13 protein-coding genes are annotated in these 16,849 nt (G+C 71.7%); 8 read left to right on the plus strand and 5 right to left on the minus strand.

Features of this window, described 5'->3' with window-relative positions; genetic code table 11:
• Positions 1 to 33: 33 nt before the first annotated feature.
• Positions 34 to 1,239 carry a CdaR family transcriptional regulator gene (locus OG562_RS30340; RefSeq protein WP_266403504.1) on the minus strand — a complete coding sequence of 402 codons (1,206 nt, stop codon included), beginning with the start codon at positions 1,237 to 1,239 and terminating at the stop codon, positions 34 to 36.
• A gap of 128 nt (positions 1,240 to 1,367) precedes the next feature.
• Between OG562_RS30340 and OG562_RS30345 the strand changes: the two genes are divergently transcribed.
• From OG562_RS30345 to OG562_RS30355, 3 genes are all read left to right on the plus strand, one after another.
• Complete coding sequence (locus OG562_RS30345; RefSeq protein WP_266403506.1) at positions 1,368 to 2,294, plus strand: proline dehydrogenase family protein; 927 nt, start codon at positions 1,368 to 1,370, stop codon at positions 2,292 to 2,294.
• A gap of 129 nt (positions 2,295 to 2,423) precedes the next feature.
• Positions 2,424 to 4,055, plus strand: coding sequence for an L-glutamate gamma-semialdehyde dehydrogenase (gene pruA, locus OG562_RS30350; RefSeq protein WP_266403508.1), 1,632 nt, complete (start codon positions 2,424 to 2,426; stop codon positions 4,053 to 4,055).
• A gap of 298 nt (positions 4,056 to 4,353) precedes the next feature.
• Complete coding sequence (locus tag OG562_RS30355) at positions 4,354 to 4,485, plus strand: hypothetical protein (RefSeq protein WP_256362880.1); 132 nt, start codon at positions 4,354 to 4,356, stop codon at positions 4,483 to 4,485.
• A 73-nt stretch (positions 4,486 to 4,558) separates the two neighbouring features.
• On the opposite strand, the gene OG562_RS30360 is transcribed toward OG562_RS30355, so the two are convergent.
• A complete protein-coding gene (locus OG562_RS30360; RefSeq protein WP_266403512.1) occupies positions 4,559 to 6,133 on the minus strand; it encodes a metallophosphoesterase family protein in 1,575 nt (524 codons plus the stop codon).
• Between the two features lie 152 nt (positions 6,134 to 6,285).
• On the opposite strand from OG562_RS30360, the gene OG562_RS30365 reads away from it, so the two are divergent.
• The 4 genes from OG562_RS30365 (at position 6,286) to OG562_RS30380 (ending at position 12,121) form a co-directional block, all read left to right on the plus strand.
• Positions 6,286 to 7,329 (plus strand): 3-isopropylmalate dehydrogenase, encoded by a 1,044-nt coding sequence (locus OG562_RS30365; protein ID WP_266403514.1) that lies wholly within the window; start codon positions 6,286 to 6,288, stop codon positions 7,327 to 7,329.
• 276 nt (positions 7,330 to 7,605) lie between these two features.
• Complete coding sequence (locus OG562_RS30370) at positions 7,606 to 8,694, plus strand: branched-chain amino acid aminotransferase (protein WP_266403517.1); 1,089 nt, start codon at positions 7,606 to 7,608, stop codon at positions 8,692 to 8,694.
• Positions 8,695 to 9,013: 319 nt separating this feature from the next.
• Positions 9,014 to 10,645: a citramalate synthase gene (gene cimA, locus OG562_RS30375; protein WP_266403518.1), complete on the plus strand. Its 1,632-nt coding sequence runs from the start codon at positions 9,014 to 9,016 to the stop codon at positions 10,643 to 10,645.
• A gap of 114 nt (positions 10,646 to 10,759) precedes the next feature.
• Entirely contained in the window at positions 10,760 to 12,121 is a 1,362-nt protein-coding gene (locus tag OG562_RS30380; RefSeq protein ID WP_266403520.1) for a hypothetical protein, read from the plus strand.
• 81 nt (positions 12,122 to 12,202) lie between these two features.
• Here OG562_RS30380 and OG562_RS30385 read toward each other — a convergent pair whose 3' ends face one another.
• Complete coding sequence (locus OG562_RS30385) at positions 12,203 to 12,988, minus strand: trypsin-like serine protease (protein WP_266403523.1); 786 nt, start codon at positions 12,986 to 12,988, stop codon at positions 12,203 to 12,205.
• A 158-nt stretch (positions 12,989 to 13,146) separates the two neighbouring features.
• Positions 13,147 to 15,225 carry a tetratricopeptide repeat protein gene (locus OG562_RS30390; protein WP_266403525.1) on the minus strand — a complete coding sequence of 693 codons (2,079 nt, stop codon included), beginning with the start codon at positions 15,223 to 15,225 and terminating at the stop codon, positions 13,147 to 13,149.
• Positions 15,226 to 15,412: 187 nt separating this feature from the next.
• Between OG562_RS30390 and OG562_RS30395 the strand changes: the two genes are divergently transcribed.
• The gene (locus OG562_RS30395; protein ID WP_266403526.1) at positions 15,413 to 16,024 is read left to right on the plus strand and encodes a YdeI family protein; all 612 of its coding nucleotides are present in this window, start codon (positions 15,413 to 15,415) and stop codon (positions 16,022 to 16,024) included.
• A 79-nt stretch (positions 16,025 to 16,103) separates the two neighbouring features.
• Here OG562_RS30395 and OG562_RS30400 read toward each other — a convergent pair whose 3' ends face one another.
• Positions 16,104 to 16,742 carry a hypothetical protein gene (locus OG562_RS30400; protein ID WP_266403527.1) on the minus strand — a complete coding sequence of 213 codons (639 nt, stop codon included), beginning with the start codon at positions 16,740 to 16,742 and terminating at the stop codon, positions 16,104 to 16,106.
• Positions 16,743 to 16,849: the final 107 nt, after the last annotated feature.

The following is a 16,849-nucleotide window of genomic DNA, read 5'->3' on the forward strand; positions in this document are numbered from 1 at the left end:
AGGCACTCGTGAGCAGGCACTCGTGAGCAGGCACTACAGCCGGGCCCGCTTCAGGGCCATGTGCAGCAGCAGCCGGTCCTCCCCGTCGGCCAGGTCCAGGCCCGTCAGCTGCTCCACCCGCGACAGCCGGTAGTACAGGGTCTGCCGGTGGATCCCCAACTCCGCCGCCGTCACGCCGGCCTGGCCCGCGCGGTCGAGGTAGACCTCGGCGGTGCGGGACAGTTCCCGGTGGGCGGGGGAGAGCAGGGTGCGTACGGCCGGGTCGGGGGCGCTGTCCGGGGGCAGCGCCGTGAGCAGGCGGAACGGGCCGATCGACGCCCACCGGGCCACCGGCCCCAGGCGCGGCTCGGCCCGCGCGGCCCGCGCCGCCGCCGAGGCCTCCTGCCAGGCGGCGCCCAGTTCCGCGAGTCCCGCGCGCCCGGCGGCCACCCCGGCCCCCGCCGCGCCGCCCCCGCCCGCCCGCTCCAGCAGCCGGGCCGCCGCCGAGGTCGCCGGGGTCAGGACGTCCGTCGAGCGCAGCCGGACCAGCACCGCCAGACACTGGCCCGCCGCTCCCCACGGGGCCGTGCACAGCGCCGTCGCTCCCGGCAGGGTGCGCAGCGAGGGGGCGTCGTCCGGGTCGGCGGAGGGCCAGGGGGCCACGCAGACCACCGTGTGCGGGCCGTCCGCGCGGGCGCCGAGCGCGCTGCGCAGCTCCGCCACCGCCATGTCGCGCGGCCAGCCGTGTTCGGCGGTCAGCACCGCCCGCAGTTCCCGGGTGAGGTCGGCGCCGTGCTGGGCCTCGTCCGCGAGCAGCGCGCCGATCCGGCCGGCCACCTCCATCGCCGCCGCCAACTGGGCCTCCGACGGCCCCGGATCGTCGTCGAGCAGCCAGACGTAGCCGAGGACGACCCCCCGATGGCGTACGGGGAGGCAGACGCGCCCCCGGTAGACCCCCGCCTCCGGGGTCGGCGGGATCCGGACGGGGCCGCTCGCGCGGGTGATGCCGAAGCCCTCGAACCAGGTGCGGATCGCCGCCGTCGAGCGGCGGGTCAGGATCGAGCGGGTGCGGACGGGGTCCAGCGCCGTCGGATCCAGGTCGCCCTCACCGTCGTACGCCCCGAAGGCGATCAGTTCGAAGTCCCGGTTCTCCAGGGTCGCGGGGGCGTCCAGGAGCTCGGAGATCTCGTCGACGAGCTCCTGGTAGTCGCCCTGGTGGTCGCCCTTGTTGTCGGCCGTCACCCCGGCATTCTCCCGCATCCCCCGGCCGCCTTCATACATATGTCTGAGATCCCGGGCACGGATGCGTGACAGCTGTCGATGGCCGACGATCGGAGGGATCCTTAGGTTTCACGGTGGTTCTATCTGCTGGTTTGTGGAGGTGCCCCGTGCTGGGTCCCGTGATTCTTGCCGCGTCGCGCAGCGACCGGATGCGACGTCTGATCTCGGCGGCCCCGGTGACCAGGCAGGTCGTCGACCGCTTCATCCCGGGGGAGACGGTCGACGAGATCGTGCCGATCGTCCGGGAGCTCACCGATCGCGGCCTGGAGCTGACGATGGACGTCGTCGGCGAGGACATCACCCGCCCCGAGCAGGCCGCCGCCGCCCGGGACGCCTACCTGGAGCTGATCGACCGGCTCAAGGAGCTGGAGCTGGGCGAGCGCGCCGAGATGTCGGTGAAGCTGTCCCTGTTCGGCCAAGCGCTGGACGGCGGCCACGAGCTGGCCCTCGCCAACGTCCGCCCGGTCGTCGAGGCCGCCGCCGCCATCGGCACCACCGTCACCCTCGACGCCGAGGACCACACCACCCTCGACTCGATGTTCGCCATCCACGAGGAGCTGCGGCGGGACTTCCCGCAGACCGGCTGCGTCATCCAGGCCTACCTCTTCCGCACCGAGGCCGACGCCCGCCGCCTCGCCGCGAACGGCAGCCGCGTACGGCTCGTCAAGGGCGCGTACAAGGAGCCCGCAGAAGTCGCGTACCAGCTCAAGCACGAGATCGACAAGGCGTACGTCCGGATCCTGCGCACCCTGATGGAGGGCGAGGGATACCCGATGATCGGCTCCCACGACCCCCGGCTCATCTCCATCGCCCAGGAACTCGCCCGGCGCGCCGGCCGCAAGCTCGACGAGTACGAGTTCCAGATGCTGTACGGCATCCGCAGCGACGAGCACCTCCGCCTGGCCGCCGAGGGCCACCGCATGCGCGTCTACACCGCCTACGGCACCGACTGGTACGGCTATTTCATGCGACGTTTGGCCGAAAGGCCCGCCAACCTGGTGTTCTTCCTGCGAGGCGTGATCACGCGTGGCTGATTCAACCTGGCTGTGCCGCGGCTTCTGCCGGGGGTCCGGAGGCTGTCCCCCGGGCAGGCACAGCGTCCGCTCGACCCTCACCGAGGGCTGACCCGAACACCCGCTCACGTACAAGGAGTTACGGATCCCATGGACGCTGTGACCCAGGTCCCCACCCCCGTCAACGAGCCGGTGCACGGCTATGCGCCCGGCTCGCCCGAGCGCGCCCGTCTGGAGGTCAGGCTCAAGGAGCTGGCCGAGAACCCGATCGACCTGCCGATGACCATCGGCGGCGAGAAGCGCATGGGCGGCGGCGAGGCCTTCCAGGTCGTCCAGCCGCACAACCACCGGGCGGTCCTCGGCACCCTCCGCAACGCGACCCAGGCCGACGCCCAGGACGCGATCGACGCGGCCCTCGCCGCCGCGCCCGCCTGGCGCTCGATGGCCTTCGACGACCGCGCCGCGATCATCCTGCGCGCCGCCGAACTGCTGGCCGGCCCGTGGCGCGAGACCATCGCCGCCTCCACCATGCTCGGCCAGTCGAAGACCGCCCAGCAGGCCGAGATCGACAGCCCGTGCGAACTGGTCGACTTCTGGCGCTTCAACGTCAAGTACGCCCGCGACCTGCTCGCCGAGCAGCCCCCGGCCAACTCCCCGGGCGTCTGGAACCGCCTCGACCACCGTCCGCTGGAGGGGTTCGTCTACGCGATCACGCCGTTCAACTTCACGGCGATCGCGGGCAACCTGCCGACCGCGCCCGCGCTCATGGGCAACGTCGTGGTCTGGAAGCCGTCCCCGACGCAGACCCACGCGGCCGTCCTGCTGATGCAGCTGCTGGAGGAGGCCGGGCTGCCCAAGGGCGTCATCAACCTCGTCACCGGCGACGGCGTCGAGGTCTCCAAGGTGGCTCTCGAGCACCGCGACCTCGCGGGCATCCACTTCACCGGCTCCACCAGGACCTTCCAGCACCTGTGGAAGACGGTCGGCGCCAACATCGAGAAGTACCGCGCCTACCCGCGCCTGGTCGGCGAGACCGGCGGCAAGGACTTCGTCGTCGCCCACCCCAGCGCCGACAAGGCCGTCCTGAAGACCGCCCTCACCCGCGGCGCCTTCGAGTACCAGGGCCAGAAGTGCTCCGCTACCTCCCGGGCGTACGTCCCGGCGTCGATCTGGAACTCCGGCTTCAAGGAGGAGTTCGCGGCCGAGGTCGACTACCTGACCATGGGCGACGTCACCGACCTGGCCAACTTCATCGGCGCCGTCATCGACGAGCGCGCCTTCGCCAAGAACAAGACCGCCATCGACCGCGCCAAGTCGGACCCGACCTGCACGATCGTCGCGGGCGGCTCCTACGACGACTCGGTCGGCTACTTCGTCCGCCCGACCGTCATCGAGTGCAGCGACCCCGAGAACGAGGTCTTCACCACCGAGTACTTCGGCCCGATCCTGGCGGTCCACGTCTACGAGGACGAGAAGTACGACGAGATGCTGACCCAGATGGAGTCGGCGTCGGACTACGCGCTGACGGGCGCGGTCGTCTCGGGCGACCGCGCGGCGGCCGCGTACACGATGGAGAAGCTGCGCTACGCGGCCGGCAACTTCTACATCAACGACAAGTCGACCGGCGCCGTCGTCGGCCAGCAGCCCTTCGGCGGCGGCCGCGCCTCCGGCACCAACGACAAGGCCGGCGCCCCGCAGAACCTGATGCGCTGGACGCTGACCCGCGCCATCAAGGAGACCCTGGTCGCCCCGACCGATTACACGTACCCGCACATGGGCTGACGCCCGCGCGCGCCCCGAACGGGCCAGGTCCTCCGGGACCTGGCCCCTTCCCGTGTGCGAGGCGGCGGACCGGCCGTGCGGGGCCGTCCGTCTCAGATAGTAGGAAGTCCGAGTAATTGTGGAGACAGGCGCGTGCTCCTCCCTTAGCTTTGTAGGAGCCGAACGTCTCGCTCGATCCAGCGAATGGCGGTCGTGAGCCGGGCCCGTGCAGGCAACCCCTGTGGCCGGTGCTCCCCGCCCCTCCGGCGTCTCGTAAACCTTTCCGAGCTCCCTGGTTCCTTGAAGGAGTCGATTTCCCATGGCCGAGACGACCGTCCGCCGCCGAGTCCGTCACCTCTCCCGCACGAGCGAGTCCGACCGCAAGAACGCCGCCGCCGCGCTCCAGCGCGCCCTCGACCGCCGGGACAACGGCGGCGAGACCGGCCACTGAGCCGCGCCCCGCAGGAGAACGCAGTCCGGGAGCCGCACCCGCACGGGGTGCGGCGCGGGTCCTGAACGGGACTTCAGGCCCCGCGTCGCACCTCGAACCGGTCGATGCGCCGTCCGTCCTCCGCGAGCGCCGACACCGTCAGCCGCGCCGACGGCCCGCCGACCGCCTCCACCGAGAGGTACGAGAAGCCCCGGTAGCGCACCCGCGACCACTCCACCGTCTCCGCCGCGTTCTCGCGCGAGCGCGTCCAGTGGAAGGTGTCGACGGAGTCGCGGTCGCGGACGTGTCCCTCGTAGCTCTCCGGCGCGTCCGCCGGAAAGCCGTACAGATCACGGCCGCCGCCGCCCGCCGTGACGTACACGGTCCCGTCCCGCGTCGGGTCCGTGGACCCGCCGACCGGAACCGTACGGCCCACCCGTCCGCCCTTCAGGGCGTCCGTCCGCTCGTACACGTGGTTGTGGCCGTTGACCACCAGGTCCACCTGGTACCGGTCGAACAGCGGCTGCCACTCGGCCCGCACCCCGCCGTCCGAGGCGTGCGCCGAGGTCGAGTAGGCGCAGTGGTGGAAGAAGACGACGACGAAATCGACGTCCGCCGCGGCGCGCAGGGTGCTCAGCGTCCGCTTCAGCCAGGCCGTCTGCCGACCCTCCGTGTAGCCCCGGTTCGCGGGGATCTCGTACGACACGTCGTTCGCGTCCAGCGCCACCACGCCCACGTTGCCGTACCGGAACGCGTACACGCCCGGGGCCGTGCGCGGGTCGAAGCCGTTGTCCGGGAGGGAGAAGCGGGCCAGCTGGCCGCCGTAGCCGTCGGGGGAGTACCAGGCCTCCATGTCGTGGTTGCCGGTCGTCACCATCCACGGCACCGACCGCGCCACCGGCTCGCTCTGCTTCAGGAACGCGTCCCAGGCGGTCGGGTCGTAGCCGTCCGACTTCTCGCCCCGGCCGGTGCCGTCGGCGTAGCAGATGTCGCCCGCGTGGAGATGGAAGGCGGGGGCGGCTTTCAGCAGCAGTCGGTCGATCGCCGCCGCCGAGCGGCCCACGCCCTGGTCGCCGAACGCGGTGAACACGAACCGCTCGGCGCCGGAGGGCGCCGTACGGAAGGACGCGACCGTGGCGCGGTGGGCCGCGTCGGCCGGGTCGAAGCCCTCGTGGCCGACGCCGTAGTAGTACGTCGAGCCGGGCAGCAGGTCGGCCACCGCCGCGTGCACGTAGTACTGGTCCAGCGCCCTGCGCACCCCGTCGACCCCCGGGGTGTGCAGGGCCCGCACCTCGGCCTTCACCTTCCCGCCCAGGTCGTCCGGGCGGGCGCCGATCCGGACGTACGGCGTGCGGACGGCGGCCGGGACCTGCCAGGAGATCCGCATCTGTGTGCGAGGGTCCGAGCCGAAGGCGAGATGGCGGCCGAAGGGGGCGACCGAGGAACCGGGGCCGGCGGCGGCGATGGTCGGACTCGCGCTCGAAGCCGCCGACGCCTTCGGCCCGGGGGAGTCGCCCCCGCACCCCGTCAGCAGCCCGCCCGCCGCCACCGCCCCCGCCGTCACCAGCGCGCGGCGCCTGGTCAGCTTGGTGCGCAGGTACTCGTACTGATCCGCCATGCTCATTCCGCGGGCCAGCTCGGGCGGAATGCCGACATCGGGTGTCTCCATGGATCCGAAGCTTCCCGCACGTCACAACGGGCGTCCTGCGTACGGGTGAACGCCAGTCGACCGAAGGACGCCGGTCCGCCGCCCGGTGTCCGGATGTGTCCGTATGCCGGACAGGCCATGTCATCCCATGGGACAAGGAGTACGGTGCCGACATGTCTCGCAGCATCAATCTCGCAGTGATCCCCGGTGACGGCATCGGCCAGGAGGTCGTGGCCGAAGGTCTCAAGGTCCTCTCCGCCGTCCTCCCGCAGGATGTGAAGCTGGAGACCAAGGAGTACGACTTCGGGGCCAAGCGCTACCACGCCACCGGTGAGACCCTCACCGACGCCGACCTCGAGTCCCTCCAGCAGCACGACGCGATCCTGCTCGGCGCCATCGGCGACCCGTCGGTCCCGTCCGGAGTGCTGGAGCGCGGCTTCCTGCTCAAGCTCCGCTTCGCCTTCGACCACCACGTCAACCTGCGTCCGTCGAAGCTCCTCCCGGGTGTCGCCACCCCGCTGGCCGGCCAGCCGGAGATCGACTTCGTCGTGGTCCGCGAGGGCACCGAGGGTCCGTACACCGGCAACGGCGGCACGATCCGCAAGGGCACCGAGCACGAGGTCGCCACCGAGGTCTCCGTCAACACGGCGTTCGGCGTCGAGCGCGTCGTCCGGGACGCCTTCGCCCGCGCCCAGGCCCGTCCGCGCAAGAAGCTGACGCTGGTCCACAAGAACAACGTGCTGACCTTCGCCGGTCACCTCTGGACGAACGTCTTCAACAAGGTGGCCGAGGAGTTCCCCGAGGTCACCACGGACTACATCCACGTGGACGCCGCGACGATCTACCTGGTCACGGACCCCGCGCGCTTCGACGTGATCGTCACCGACAACCTCTTCGGCGACATCATCACCGACCTCGCCGCGGCCGTCTCCGGCGGCATCGGCGTCGCCGCGAGCGGGAACATCAACCCGACCGGCGCGTTCCCGTCCATGTTCGAGCCGGTCCACGGCTCGGCCCCGGACATCGCCGGCCAGGGCAAGGCCGACCCCTCCGCCACGGTCCTGTCCGTCGCCCTCCTGCTGCGCCACCTCGGCTACGAGTCCGAGGCGGCCCGCATCGAGGAGGCGGTCTCCGCCGACCTCGCCGAGCGCACGGGCAAGCCCGCCCGCTCCACCTCCGAGATCGGCGACGCGCTCTCCGTACGAGTAGCCGGCTGACCCGCCGAGCTGCACCCAGCTGAACGTACCCAGCTGAACGAAGCCGTCGGGTCGCATTCGCGCCCGGCGGCTTCCGCATGTCCGCCGCCGGGTGACACCATCAACCCCGGGTCGCATCACGCCGTATTAACGCCGTTTTCTTCCTCGTGCCCCGCTTGCGATAATCGAACGCGGAGCCGCGGTATGAGGCACTGCTCGGACGTCCTAGCACCGGCCACTGGCCGTACGGGCGTGAGCGCGGCCCGTCACTACAACACCGGTGAAGGACAACCACTCATGACGACGCCCACGATCGAGCTCAAGCCCTCATCCAGCCCGCTGTCCGACGCGGAGCGGGAGGCGATCCTGGCGAACCCCGGGTTCGGCCGCCACTTCACCGACCACATGGTGACGATCAAGTGGACCGAGGGCCGTGGCTGGCACGACGGCCAGCTCGTCCCGTACGCGCCGATCCCGCTCGACCCGGCGACCAACGTCCTGCACTACGCCCAGGAGATCTTCGAGGGCCTGAAGGCGTACCGCCGTCCCGACGGTTCGGTCGCCACCTTCCGGCCGGACCAGAACGCCAAGCGCTTCCAGCGCTCCGCCCGCCGCCTGGCCATGCCCGAGCTGCCGGTCGAGACGTTCGTCGAGGCCTGCGACGCACTGGTGGCCCAGGACAAGGGCTGGGTGCCGGCGCACGGCGGCGAGGAGTCCCTCTACCTACGCCCCTTCATGATCGCGACCGAGGTCGGCCTGGGCGTCAAGCCGGCCAACGAGTACCTCTTCCTGGTCATCGCCTCCCCGGCCGGCGCGTACTTCGCCGGCGGTGTGAAGCCGGTGTCGATCTGGGTCTCCGAGGACCGTGTCCGCGCCGTCCCCGGCGGCATGGGCGACGCCAAGACCGGCGGCAACTACGCCGCCTCCCTGCTCGCCCAGGCCGAGGCCATCTCCAAGGGCTGCGACCAGGTCTGCTACCTCGACGCGGTCGAGCACCGGTGGGTCGAGGAGCTCGGCGGGATGAACCTGTACTTCGTCTACGGCGACCGGATCGTCACGCCCACGCTCACCGGCTCCATCCTGGAGGGCGTCACCCGCGACTCGCTCCTCAGCGTCGCCCGCGACCTCGGCTACACGGCCGAGGAGGGCCGCATCTCCATCGAGCAGTGGCAGCGGGACTCCGAGAGCGGCGCCCTGACCGAGGTCTTCGCCTGCGGTACGGCGGCCGTGATCACCCCGGTCGGCACGGTCAAGCGGGCCGGCGTCGAGTGGCAGCAGTCGGGCGCCGAGCCCGGCGAGGTCACCCTGCGCCTGCGCAGCGCCCTGCTGGACATCCAGCGCGGCACGGCCGAGGACAAGCACGGCTGGATGCACGAACTGGGCTGAGTGCCGTGGTGAGCGCCGCGCCGCTCGCATTCTGAGACGGGCGGTGGACGCGGGGGCGGTCTGTGCCAGACTGCCCCCGTGTTCTCGTTCGCCACGATTATTGGCAGCAGGCGCGCCGGTCCGCAGTGACCGCCACGTACGACCAGGTACGGGCGGCCATCGTCGTCCTCGACCCGCGCGCAGACCTCTCGCACCCGCGAGAGGTTTTTCGCTTTTCTGGCCCCACCACAGCCGGGAGCGAGCGTGCGAGAGACCATGAGGGGACGGTGGAGCCGGTCATTCCGGTAAGACCGAAGATTCACAACAGGAGCCTTGAGACATGACCGAGACGGAAACCAACGAGACCAGCGAGACCGGCGAACTCGACGACTCGTTCCACGTCTTCGACACCACCCTGCGCGACGGCGCCCAGCGGGAGGGCATCAACCTCACCGTCGCCGACAAGCTCGCGATCGCACGGCACCTGGACGACTTCGGCGTCGGCTTCATCGAGGGCGGCTGGCCCGGGGCCAACCCGCGCGACACCGAGTTCTTCGCCCGCGCCCAGCAGGAGATCGACTTCAGGCACGCCCAGCTCGTCGCGTTCGGCGCGACCCGCCGAGCGGGCGCGAAGGCGGCGGAGGACCCGCAGGTCAAGGCGCTGCTGGAGTCGGGTGCGCCGGTGATCACGCTGGTGGCGAAGGCCCACGACCGGCACGTCGAACTCGCCCTGCGCACCACGCTGGAGGAGAACCTGGAGATGGTGCGCGACACCGTCTCCTTCCTGACCGGCCAGGGCCGCCGGGTCTTCGTCGACTGCGAGCACTTCTTCGACGGCTACCGCGCCAACCCCGAGTACGCCAAGGCGGTCGTCCGCGCCGCCGCGGAGGCGGGCGCCGACGTCGTGGTCCTGTGCGACACCAACGGCGGCATGCTCCCGGCCCAGGTCCAGGCGATCGTCGCCACCGTCCTCGCCGACACCGGAGCCCGGCTCGGCATCCACGCCCAGGACGACACGGGCTGCGCGGTCGCCAACACGCTCGCCGCCGTCGACGCCGGCGCGACCCACGTCCAGTGCACGGCGAACGGCTACGGCGAGCGCGTCGGCAACTCCAACCTCTTCCCGGTGGTCGCCGCCCTGGAGCTGAAGTACGGCAAGAAGGTCCTCCCCGAGGGCGCGCTGCGCGAGATGACCCGGATCTCGCACGCGATCGCCGAGGTGGTGAACCTGACCCCCGCCACCCACCAGCCGTACGTGGGAGTCTCGGCCTTCGCCCACAAGGGCGGGCTGCACGCCTCCGCGATCAAGGTCGATCCGGCGCTGTACCAGCACATCGAGCCCGAGGAGGTCGGCAACACCATGCGCATGCTGGTGTCCGACATGGCGGGCCGTGCGTCGGTGGAGCTGAAGGGCAAGGAACTCGGCGTCGACCTCGGCGGCGACCGCGAGCTGGTCGGCCGGGTCGTCGAGCGGGTCAAGGAGCGCGAGCTCAAGGGCTACACGTACGAGGCGGCCGACGCGTCCTTCGAACTCCTCCTGCGCACCGAGATCCAGGGCGGCAAGCCCCTGCGCTACTTCGAGGTCGAGTCCTGGCGCGCGATCATCGAGGACCGCCCCGACGGCACCCACGCCAACGAGGCCACGGTCAAACTCTGGGCCAAGGGCGAGCGCATCGTCGCCACGGCGGAGGGCAACGGCCCGGTCAACGCCCTCGACCGCGCCCTGCGCGTAGCCCTGGAGAAGATCTACCCCCAGCTCGCCAAGCTCGACCTGGTCGACTACAAGGTCCGCATCCTCGAAGGCGTCCACGGCACCCAGTCCACCACCCGCGTCCTCATCTCCACGACGGACGGCACGGGCGAGTGGTCCACGGTGGGCGTCGCCGAGAACGTCATCGCCGCCTCCTGGCAGGCCCTGGAGGACGCGTACACCTTCGGCCTGCTGCGGGCGGGCGTGGCACCGGCCGAGTAGGCCGGCATCGGGCACGGGGGCGCCGCATGCACGCGGCGCCCCGCGGGGCGGGAAGCCGACGGAGGCGTTTCGCGCCGGGTGACCGGTTTGGGAGGCTTCGGGTAGCGTCGAAGCATGAAGGGTGTCGTACGGCCCCGAAGAAGCCTCTCCGCCCTGGTGGTCGCCCTGGCTGTTCTGGCCCTCGCGGCGCTGACCGTGTTCGCGCCCCGGGCGACGGCCGAGACCGGCGTGTCGACGATCGCCCGGGCCCTGCGCGAAAGTCCCGTCTACGTCGATCCGGCCGCCGCCTCCCAGCTCTCCCAGGCGGACGCGCACGCCCTGCGGGAAACCATCGAGAAGGCCGACAAGCCGCTGTTCGTCGCGGTCCTCCCGGCCGGTTACCCCACCGCCGACCTCTTCACGAACCTGCGTACCGCCACCGGGATCACCGGCCTGTACGCGATCCGCCTGGGCGACCGCTTCGACGCCCGCGCCGACGCGTCCGTCCTGCCGCGCACGGCTGTCCGCAACCTGGTCACCAGCGTCCAGGGGGAGAGCGACGCCAAGACCCAGCTGGACGACTTCACCGACCGGGCCCTGGCCGACATGGGCGGCTCGGCCCCCGCGAGCTGGGGCGGCTCGTCGGGAGGAGGGGGCGGGGTCTCGACCAGCGCACTGGTCACCGCCGGAGTCGTCGTCGTGGCGGGCGGCGCGGGCGCGTACGCGCTGGTCCGCCGAGGCCGCCGCCGCCACGAGGAGGAGCGGCGGGCCGCGCTGGAGCGGCTGAGGGTGGTGGTCGACGAGGACATCACCGCCTTCGGCGAGGAGCTCGACCGCCTGGACTTCCACCCGGCCGAGCGCGGCGCCGACGACCTGATGCGCGCCGACTACGAACGCGCCCTCGACGCCTACGACCAGGCCAAGACGGCCATGGCCGCCGCGACCCGACCCGAGGACGTCACCCCCGTCGCCCAGGCTCTGGAGGACGGCCGTTTCTCCCTGGCCCAGCTGGCCGCCCGCCGCGAGAGGAGCCCGTTGCCGGAACGCCGTCCGCCGTGCTTCTTCGACCCCCGCCACGGCCCCTCCGTCACTGACGCGACCTGGACCCCGACCGGCGGGGCCCCGCGCGAGGTGCCGGTCTGCGCGGCGGACGCCACCCGGCTGGCCGACGGCCGCGATCCGGTCATCCGTGAGGTCGACAGCGACTACGGCCGCCGCCCCTACTGGGAGGCGGGCCCCGCCTACGGCCCCTGGGCCGGCGGCTACTTCGGCGGCGGTCTGCTCCCGGGTCTGCTCGTCGGCACGATGCTCGGCGGCCTGATGTCCGCGCCGGCCTACGCCGCCGACTACGGAAGCGGTTACGGCGACTTCGGCGCAAGCGGCTACGACGGCGGTGACGTCTCCGGCTCCGACTTCGACCCGGGCGACTTCGGCGGCTTCGGCGGGGGCGGGGACTTCGGCGGAGGCGGCGGGGGAGACTTCGGCGGCGGCTTCTGACCCGACGTGCCCCGGGAACAGGAGGGTGTTCCCTGTTCCCGGGGCACGGAGCCCGTGGTCCGGGCGGAGATCAGGAGGACGTCAGAGCGTGGCCGCCGCGGCGGCTATGGCCGAGGCGAAGGTGGACACCTCGGAGTAGACGCCGGGGGCGTTGGCTCGGGCGCAGCCGATGCCCCAGCTGACGATGCCGACCTGGATCCACTCGTTGGCGGAGTCCCGGCGGAACATCGGGCCGCCGGAGTCGCCCTGGCAGGTGTCGGTGCCCCCGGCCGCGTACCCGGCGCAGATCTCGTCGCTGGCGACGAGGCCGCTGTAGCCGCTGTACGCGCGACAGGTCGCGTCGCTCACGAACGGCACGGTGGCCTTCAGCAGGTAGCGCTGCTGGGCGCCGCCCTCGGTGGCCGAGCCCCAGCCGGCGATGGTGAAGGTGCCGGTGTTGTAGGCCGTGGTGGTGGCGATCTTCAGGGTGGACTGGGTGGTGATGGGCGAGGCGAGCTTGATGAGCGCCCAGTCCTTGCCGTTGCCGTTGTAGCCGGGGGCCCGGTACACGTAGGTGGACTTGACCTGGACCCGGCCGGTGGTGGACTGGAGGTCCACGACGCCGGCGGTGGCGGTGATGCTGGTGTTGGCGCCGGTCCCGCTCACGCAGTGCGCGGCGGTGAGGACGATCTGCTGGGTGTAGAGCGCCCCGCCGCAGCCCATGGAGAGCCGGACCATGAACGGGAACTCGCCCTGCGCGGCACGGGTTCCGCCGACGACGGGCGAGGGGGCGGCCTGCGCGGACGAGAGGGGCTGAAGGCTGGCGATCGCGAGGGCGGCTGCGCCGACCGCCGCGAGTCTCTTGAGGGTCGTGAGGAGCTTCTTCAAGGCGATGCCTTCCGTGGGGGGTAGTCGCTGACGTGAACATGTCAACGCACATCGCAAAGAGATGCCCATGCGGTGGCATGGTCAGGTCAAATCTGTTGCTGGATTATGTGGATCCTGTGCGACCCCGCACAAGGGGGCGGATTCAGCCAACGCGGGTTTCACGGCTGCCCGGCGAGACGTCGGGCCTCGGCTGCTTCGGCGTCCGCGCCGGCGCGGTCGTAGGCCTCGGCGGCGGCGGTGAAGGCCTGCCAGGCATGGTCGTCCCGGCCCAGATCGCGCAGGAGACGGCCCAGTTCGAGCCACCGCTCCGCCGCGCTGTGCCAGTGGCCGAGTTCGTCGTAGAGCTGCGCGGAGCGCAGGAGTTCGTCGGCTGCGTCGTCGGTGCGGCCGGTTTGTCGCAGGAGACTTCCCCGGACGGCTCGCGCACCAGCCTCCCCGGCTCTGTTGGCCGCGCCGATGTGCAGGTCCAGCGCTCGGGTCACGGCCTGGTGGGCGTCGTCGACGCGGCCCAGAGCGTTGAGGGTGAGGCCGTAGTTGATCAGCGAGAACGCCGTGACGTTCCGGTTGCCGTTCGGGGCATGCAGCTGCAGGCTCCGGGCGTGCGCCTCCGTGGACTCGGGGAACCGTCGCAGACCGTGCAGCGCGAGCCCCAGGATGGTCCACGCGGCAGCCTCGCCCGATCGGTGGTGCAGCTCGGCGCACAACTGCTGCGCGCGGCGCAGATGGTCGACGGCCCTCTCGTGGCGGCCCAGGTGGTACAGGCTCGAGCCCAACAAGATGGAGGTCGCGGCCAGGGTCTCACGGTCGCCGAGGCGTTGCGCCGTGCGGTGCGCGGCTTGCGCGACGTCCAACCAGTCCTGGTGGGAGCGGCTCAACTGGAGATAGGGCGAGAACCGCATGGCCAACACCATGGCGAGCCGCGCCTGCTCGGGCGGTGCCGGGTCCGTCCACTGCGCGAGGCCGAGCAGCGTCTGGCGTTCCTGGTCGAGCCAGTTCAGCGCGCCCCAGTAACTGCCCGAGAACATGTCGTCCGGCGCACCTTCCCGTGCGCCGGGCCGGAGACATGCGGTGGCGGCCAGCACGGCGTGCAAGGCCCAGCGCAGAAGCCTCTCCCGGGCGCCTTCGGCCTCCCGCACACCGTCCGCGTCCCCCGACGACACCGTACGGACGTACACCTGCACCAGATCATGCATCCGCCAACGGCCACCCCCAGGGTCCGCCGTCAGCAGAGAGCAGGCGACCAGATCATCCAGGTGAGGCCTCAGCTCGTCGGGCGCCGAGCCCGTCAGCGCGAGCGCCGTGTCCAGCGAGGCGTCCGGCGTCGGCGCCTGCCCCAACGCCCGCAGCACACGCGCCGTCTCCGGCTCCAGCCGCCCGTACATCACCTCGAAGACCGGCCCCAGCGCGAGCTCCCGCCGGTACTGGTCCACCCCGCCTTTGAACCGCAACGCCCGCACCCGGTCGGCGGCGGCGCGCAGCTCATCGGCCAGTGAAGCGACCGGGCTGTGCCTACGGCGTCGTAGCAGCGCGGCGGCGATCAGCAGGGCGAGGGGCAGGTTCCCGCACAGACCCGCCAGTTCACGCACCGCATCGGGTTCCTCGGCGGCTCGCCGGTCCCCGGGATCGCCCTCGCGCAGCTTGCGGCCGACGAGCAGACAGGCGTCCTCGGTCCGTAGGGCGCCGATGGTGAACTGCCGTACGGGGAGGGAGTCCTGGGCCTCCCGAGAGGTGATCAGGACGCGGTGGCCGATTCCCTCGCCGGGGAGCAGGGGCGTGATCCTGGCCGGGTCGGAGACGTTGTCCAGGACGATCAACACCGGCTCACGGGAGGCCAGTTCGACCCGGTAGCAGGCGTACAAGTCGTCGCCCGCGCCGAACCGCCCCTCGTCGCCGCCCACGCCGACGAGCGTCCGCAGCAGCGACAGCACCGCGTGGTCGGCCGTCGTGGGAGCCTCGTCGTAGCCGCGCATGTCGACGAAGAGCGCCCCGCCGGGGAACCACCCCCGCTGCCGTGCCGCGTGGGCGACGTGCAGGGCGAGCGCGGTCTTGCCGACACCGCCCAGCCCGGCGACGGCGGCGACTCGGCCGCCCGCGCCCTCCGCGCCCTCCGCGCCGCCCGGGTCCAGTACGTCCAGCAGCCGCCCGGCCTCCTCGTCCCGCCCGGTGAAGACGGCCGGCGCACCCAGCAGGCTGGACACCCCGCCGGACGGGGGCGCGGTCCGGGGCGCTCTGTCCACGCCGGTGACAGGACCGTTGAAGACACCGTTCCGGAAGTCGAAGTAGTCCCCGTCGCCCACCAGCCGCCCCCGCCGTCGCCCGCCTCGTCGCCCATCTTGGCGCAGGTCGCCGCACGGGCGGGTCGCGATCGCGGAAGGGACGCCGATCAGGACGGAAACCGTCCTACTCCCCGCCTACCCTGCCCCCATGCCCACCTCGCCGCAGCCCCCTGCCGAGCCGCAGCCGCAGCAGTCGCTGTCGTTCCCTTCGGCCGACGCCCTCGACGACTGGCTCACCGTCCACGCCGCTCCCCACGCCGTCCCCCGCCCCGGCCTCTGGGTGCAGGTCGCCAAGAAGGGCTCAGGGCTGCCCTCCGTGACCGCCGCCGAGGTCAACGACGTGGCCCTGTGCCACGGTTGGATCACCGGGCAGCGCAAGGGGCTCGACGGGAGCCGCTTTCTGCAGAGGATCACCCCGCGGCGGCCGGGCAGCCTCTGGTCGGCGGTGAACGTGCGGCGGGTGGAGGAGCTCACCGCGGCCGGACGGATGCGGCCCGCCGGTCTCGCCGAGGTGGCGGCCGCGCGGGCCGACGGCCGGTGGGCGGCGGCGTACGCCTCGCAGCAGGACGCCACCGTCCCCGAGGACCTCGCGACCGCGCTGGAGGCCAACCCGCGCGCCAGGGAGGTGTTCGACGGACTGGGGCGGACGGACCGCTATCTCGTCATGCTCGACCTGCTCCGGGCGCGGACCCCGGAACGCCGGTCGGCCTGCCTGGCGGCCGCGCTCGCCAGGTTGGAGGCGGCCGGCACCACCCCGTGAGCCGCCAGGTCGATCCGGGTCGATCCGGGCCGGTGCGGGTCGATCCGGGCCGGTGCGGCTCGGACCGGCACCGTCCGGCTCAGTCCTGTGCCGCCGACTTGGCGAACCCGATCAGTTCCTCGAAGTCGATCGCCCCGGGATCCCCGTGGGCGTTCTCCGGCACGTGCATATGACCGCACACCCCCTTGAACGCGTTCCACCGCTCCCCGCTCATCCGCTGCCCGCCCCCGTTGCCCGCGGACCTCGGGTACGCGGGCCACAGCGCCGGGCCGCGCAGCGGCACGCCATGGTGGATGTGCATCCACGCCAGGTACTGGGCGACCCCGCGCAGCGCCCACTCCGGGGCCTTCGGCCAGTAGATGTGGGGGGTGTCGTTCCCCTTCCACTTGGCGTGGCGCTCGGGGTCGCAGGTGCCGACGAGTTCCGCCTGGCACACGTTCAGGGTGTTCGTCTCCACGCCGCCGCGCGCGTTGACCAGCGCGCGGGAGGAGACGTCGATCTCGAAGTGCTGGTACCACCTCAGCCGCTTGGCGGCGAAGTCCGGGACCGCCGTCAGGTTCGGCGCGCTGGCGCCGCCCTGGTAGTCGGGCAGTGAAGGGCCCTCCGTGGTGTGCAGGACGACGACGTTGACCTCCATGCGGTCGCCGCCGAAGTCGTCCTGGTACCAGTGGTCGCGGTTCGCGCCGGGGTAGCGCTGAGGTCCTGTCCTGGTGCTCATGACGGCGACTGTGGCACATATCACAAAAGGAGGCCGGGAGCTGATCGCTTCCGGCCTCCACCTGCTGTTTTCTGCATCTTTCTGCCGCATCCGGTCACGCGATCATG

It is taken from the genome of Streptomyces sp. NBC_01275 (assembly GCF_026340655.1).
In the GTDB taxonomy this organism is placed as follows: domain Bacteria; phylum Actinomycetota; class Actinomycetes; order Streptomycetales; family Streptomycetaceae; genus Streptomyces.

Excerpts from the sequence above, each read along its gene's own strand:
- OG562_RS30340 (WP_266403504.1), bottom strand. The coding sequence starts at position 1,239 with ATGCGGGAGAATGCCGGGGTGACGGCCGACAACAAGGGCGACCACCAG.
- OG562_RS30395 (WP_266403526.1), top strand. The coding sequence starts at position 15,413 with ATGCCCACCTCGCCGCAGCCCCCTGCCGAGCCGCAGCCGCAGCAGTCG.
- OG562_RS30360 (WP_266403512.1), bottom strand. The coding sequence starts at position 6,133 with ATGGAGACACCCGATGTCGGCATTCCGCCCGAGCTGGCCCGCGGAATG.
- OG562_RS30365 (WP_266403514.1), top strand. The coding sequence starts at position 6,286 with ATGTCTCGCAGCATCAATCTCGCAGTGATCCCCGGTGACGGCATCGGC.
- OG562_RS30400 (WP_266403527.1), bottom strand. The coding sequence starts at position 16,742 with ATGAGCACCAGGACAGGACCTCAGCGCTACCCCGGCGCGAACCGCGAC.
- OG562_RS30370 (WP_266403517.1), top strand. The coding sequence starts at position 7,606 with ATGACGACGCCCACGATCGAGCTCAAGCCCTCATCCAGCCCGCTGTCC.
- OG562_RS30355 (WP_256362880.1), top strand. The coding sequence starts at position 4,354 with ATGGCCGAGACGACCGTCCGCCGCCGAGTCCGTCACCTCTCCCGCACG.
- OG562_RS30380 (WP_266403520.1), top strand. The coding sequence starts at position 10,760 with ATGAAGGGTGTCGTACGGCCCCGAAGAAGCCTCTCCGCCCTGGTGGTC.
- cimA (WP_266403518.1), top strand. The coding sequence starts at position 9,014 with ATGACCGAGACGGAAACCAACGAGACCAGCGAGACCGGCGAACTCGAC.
- pruA (WP_266403508.1), top strand. The coding sequence starts at position 2,424 with ATGGACGCTGTGACCCAGGTCCCCACCCCCGTCAACGAGCCGGTGCAC.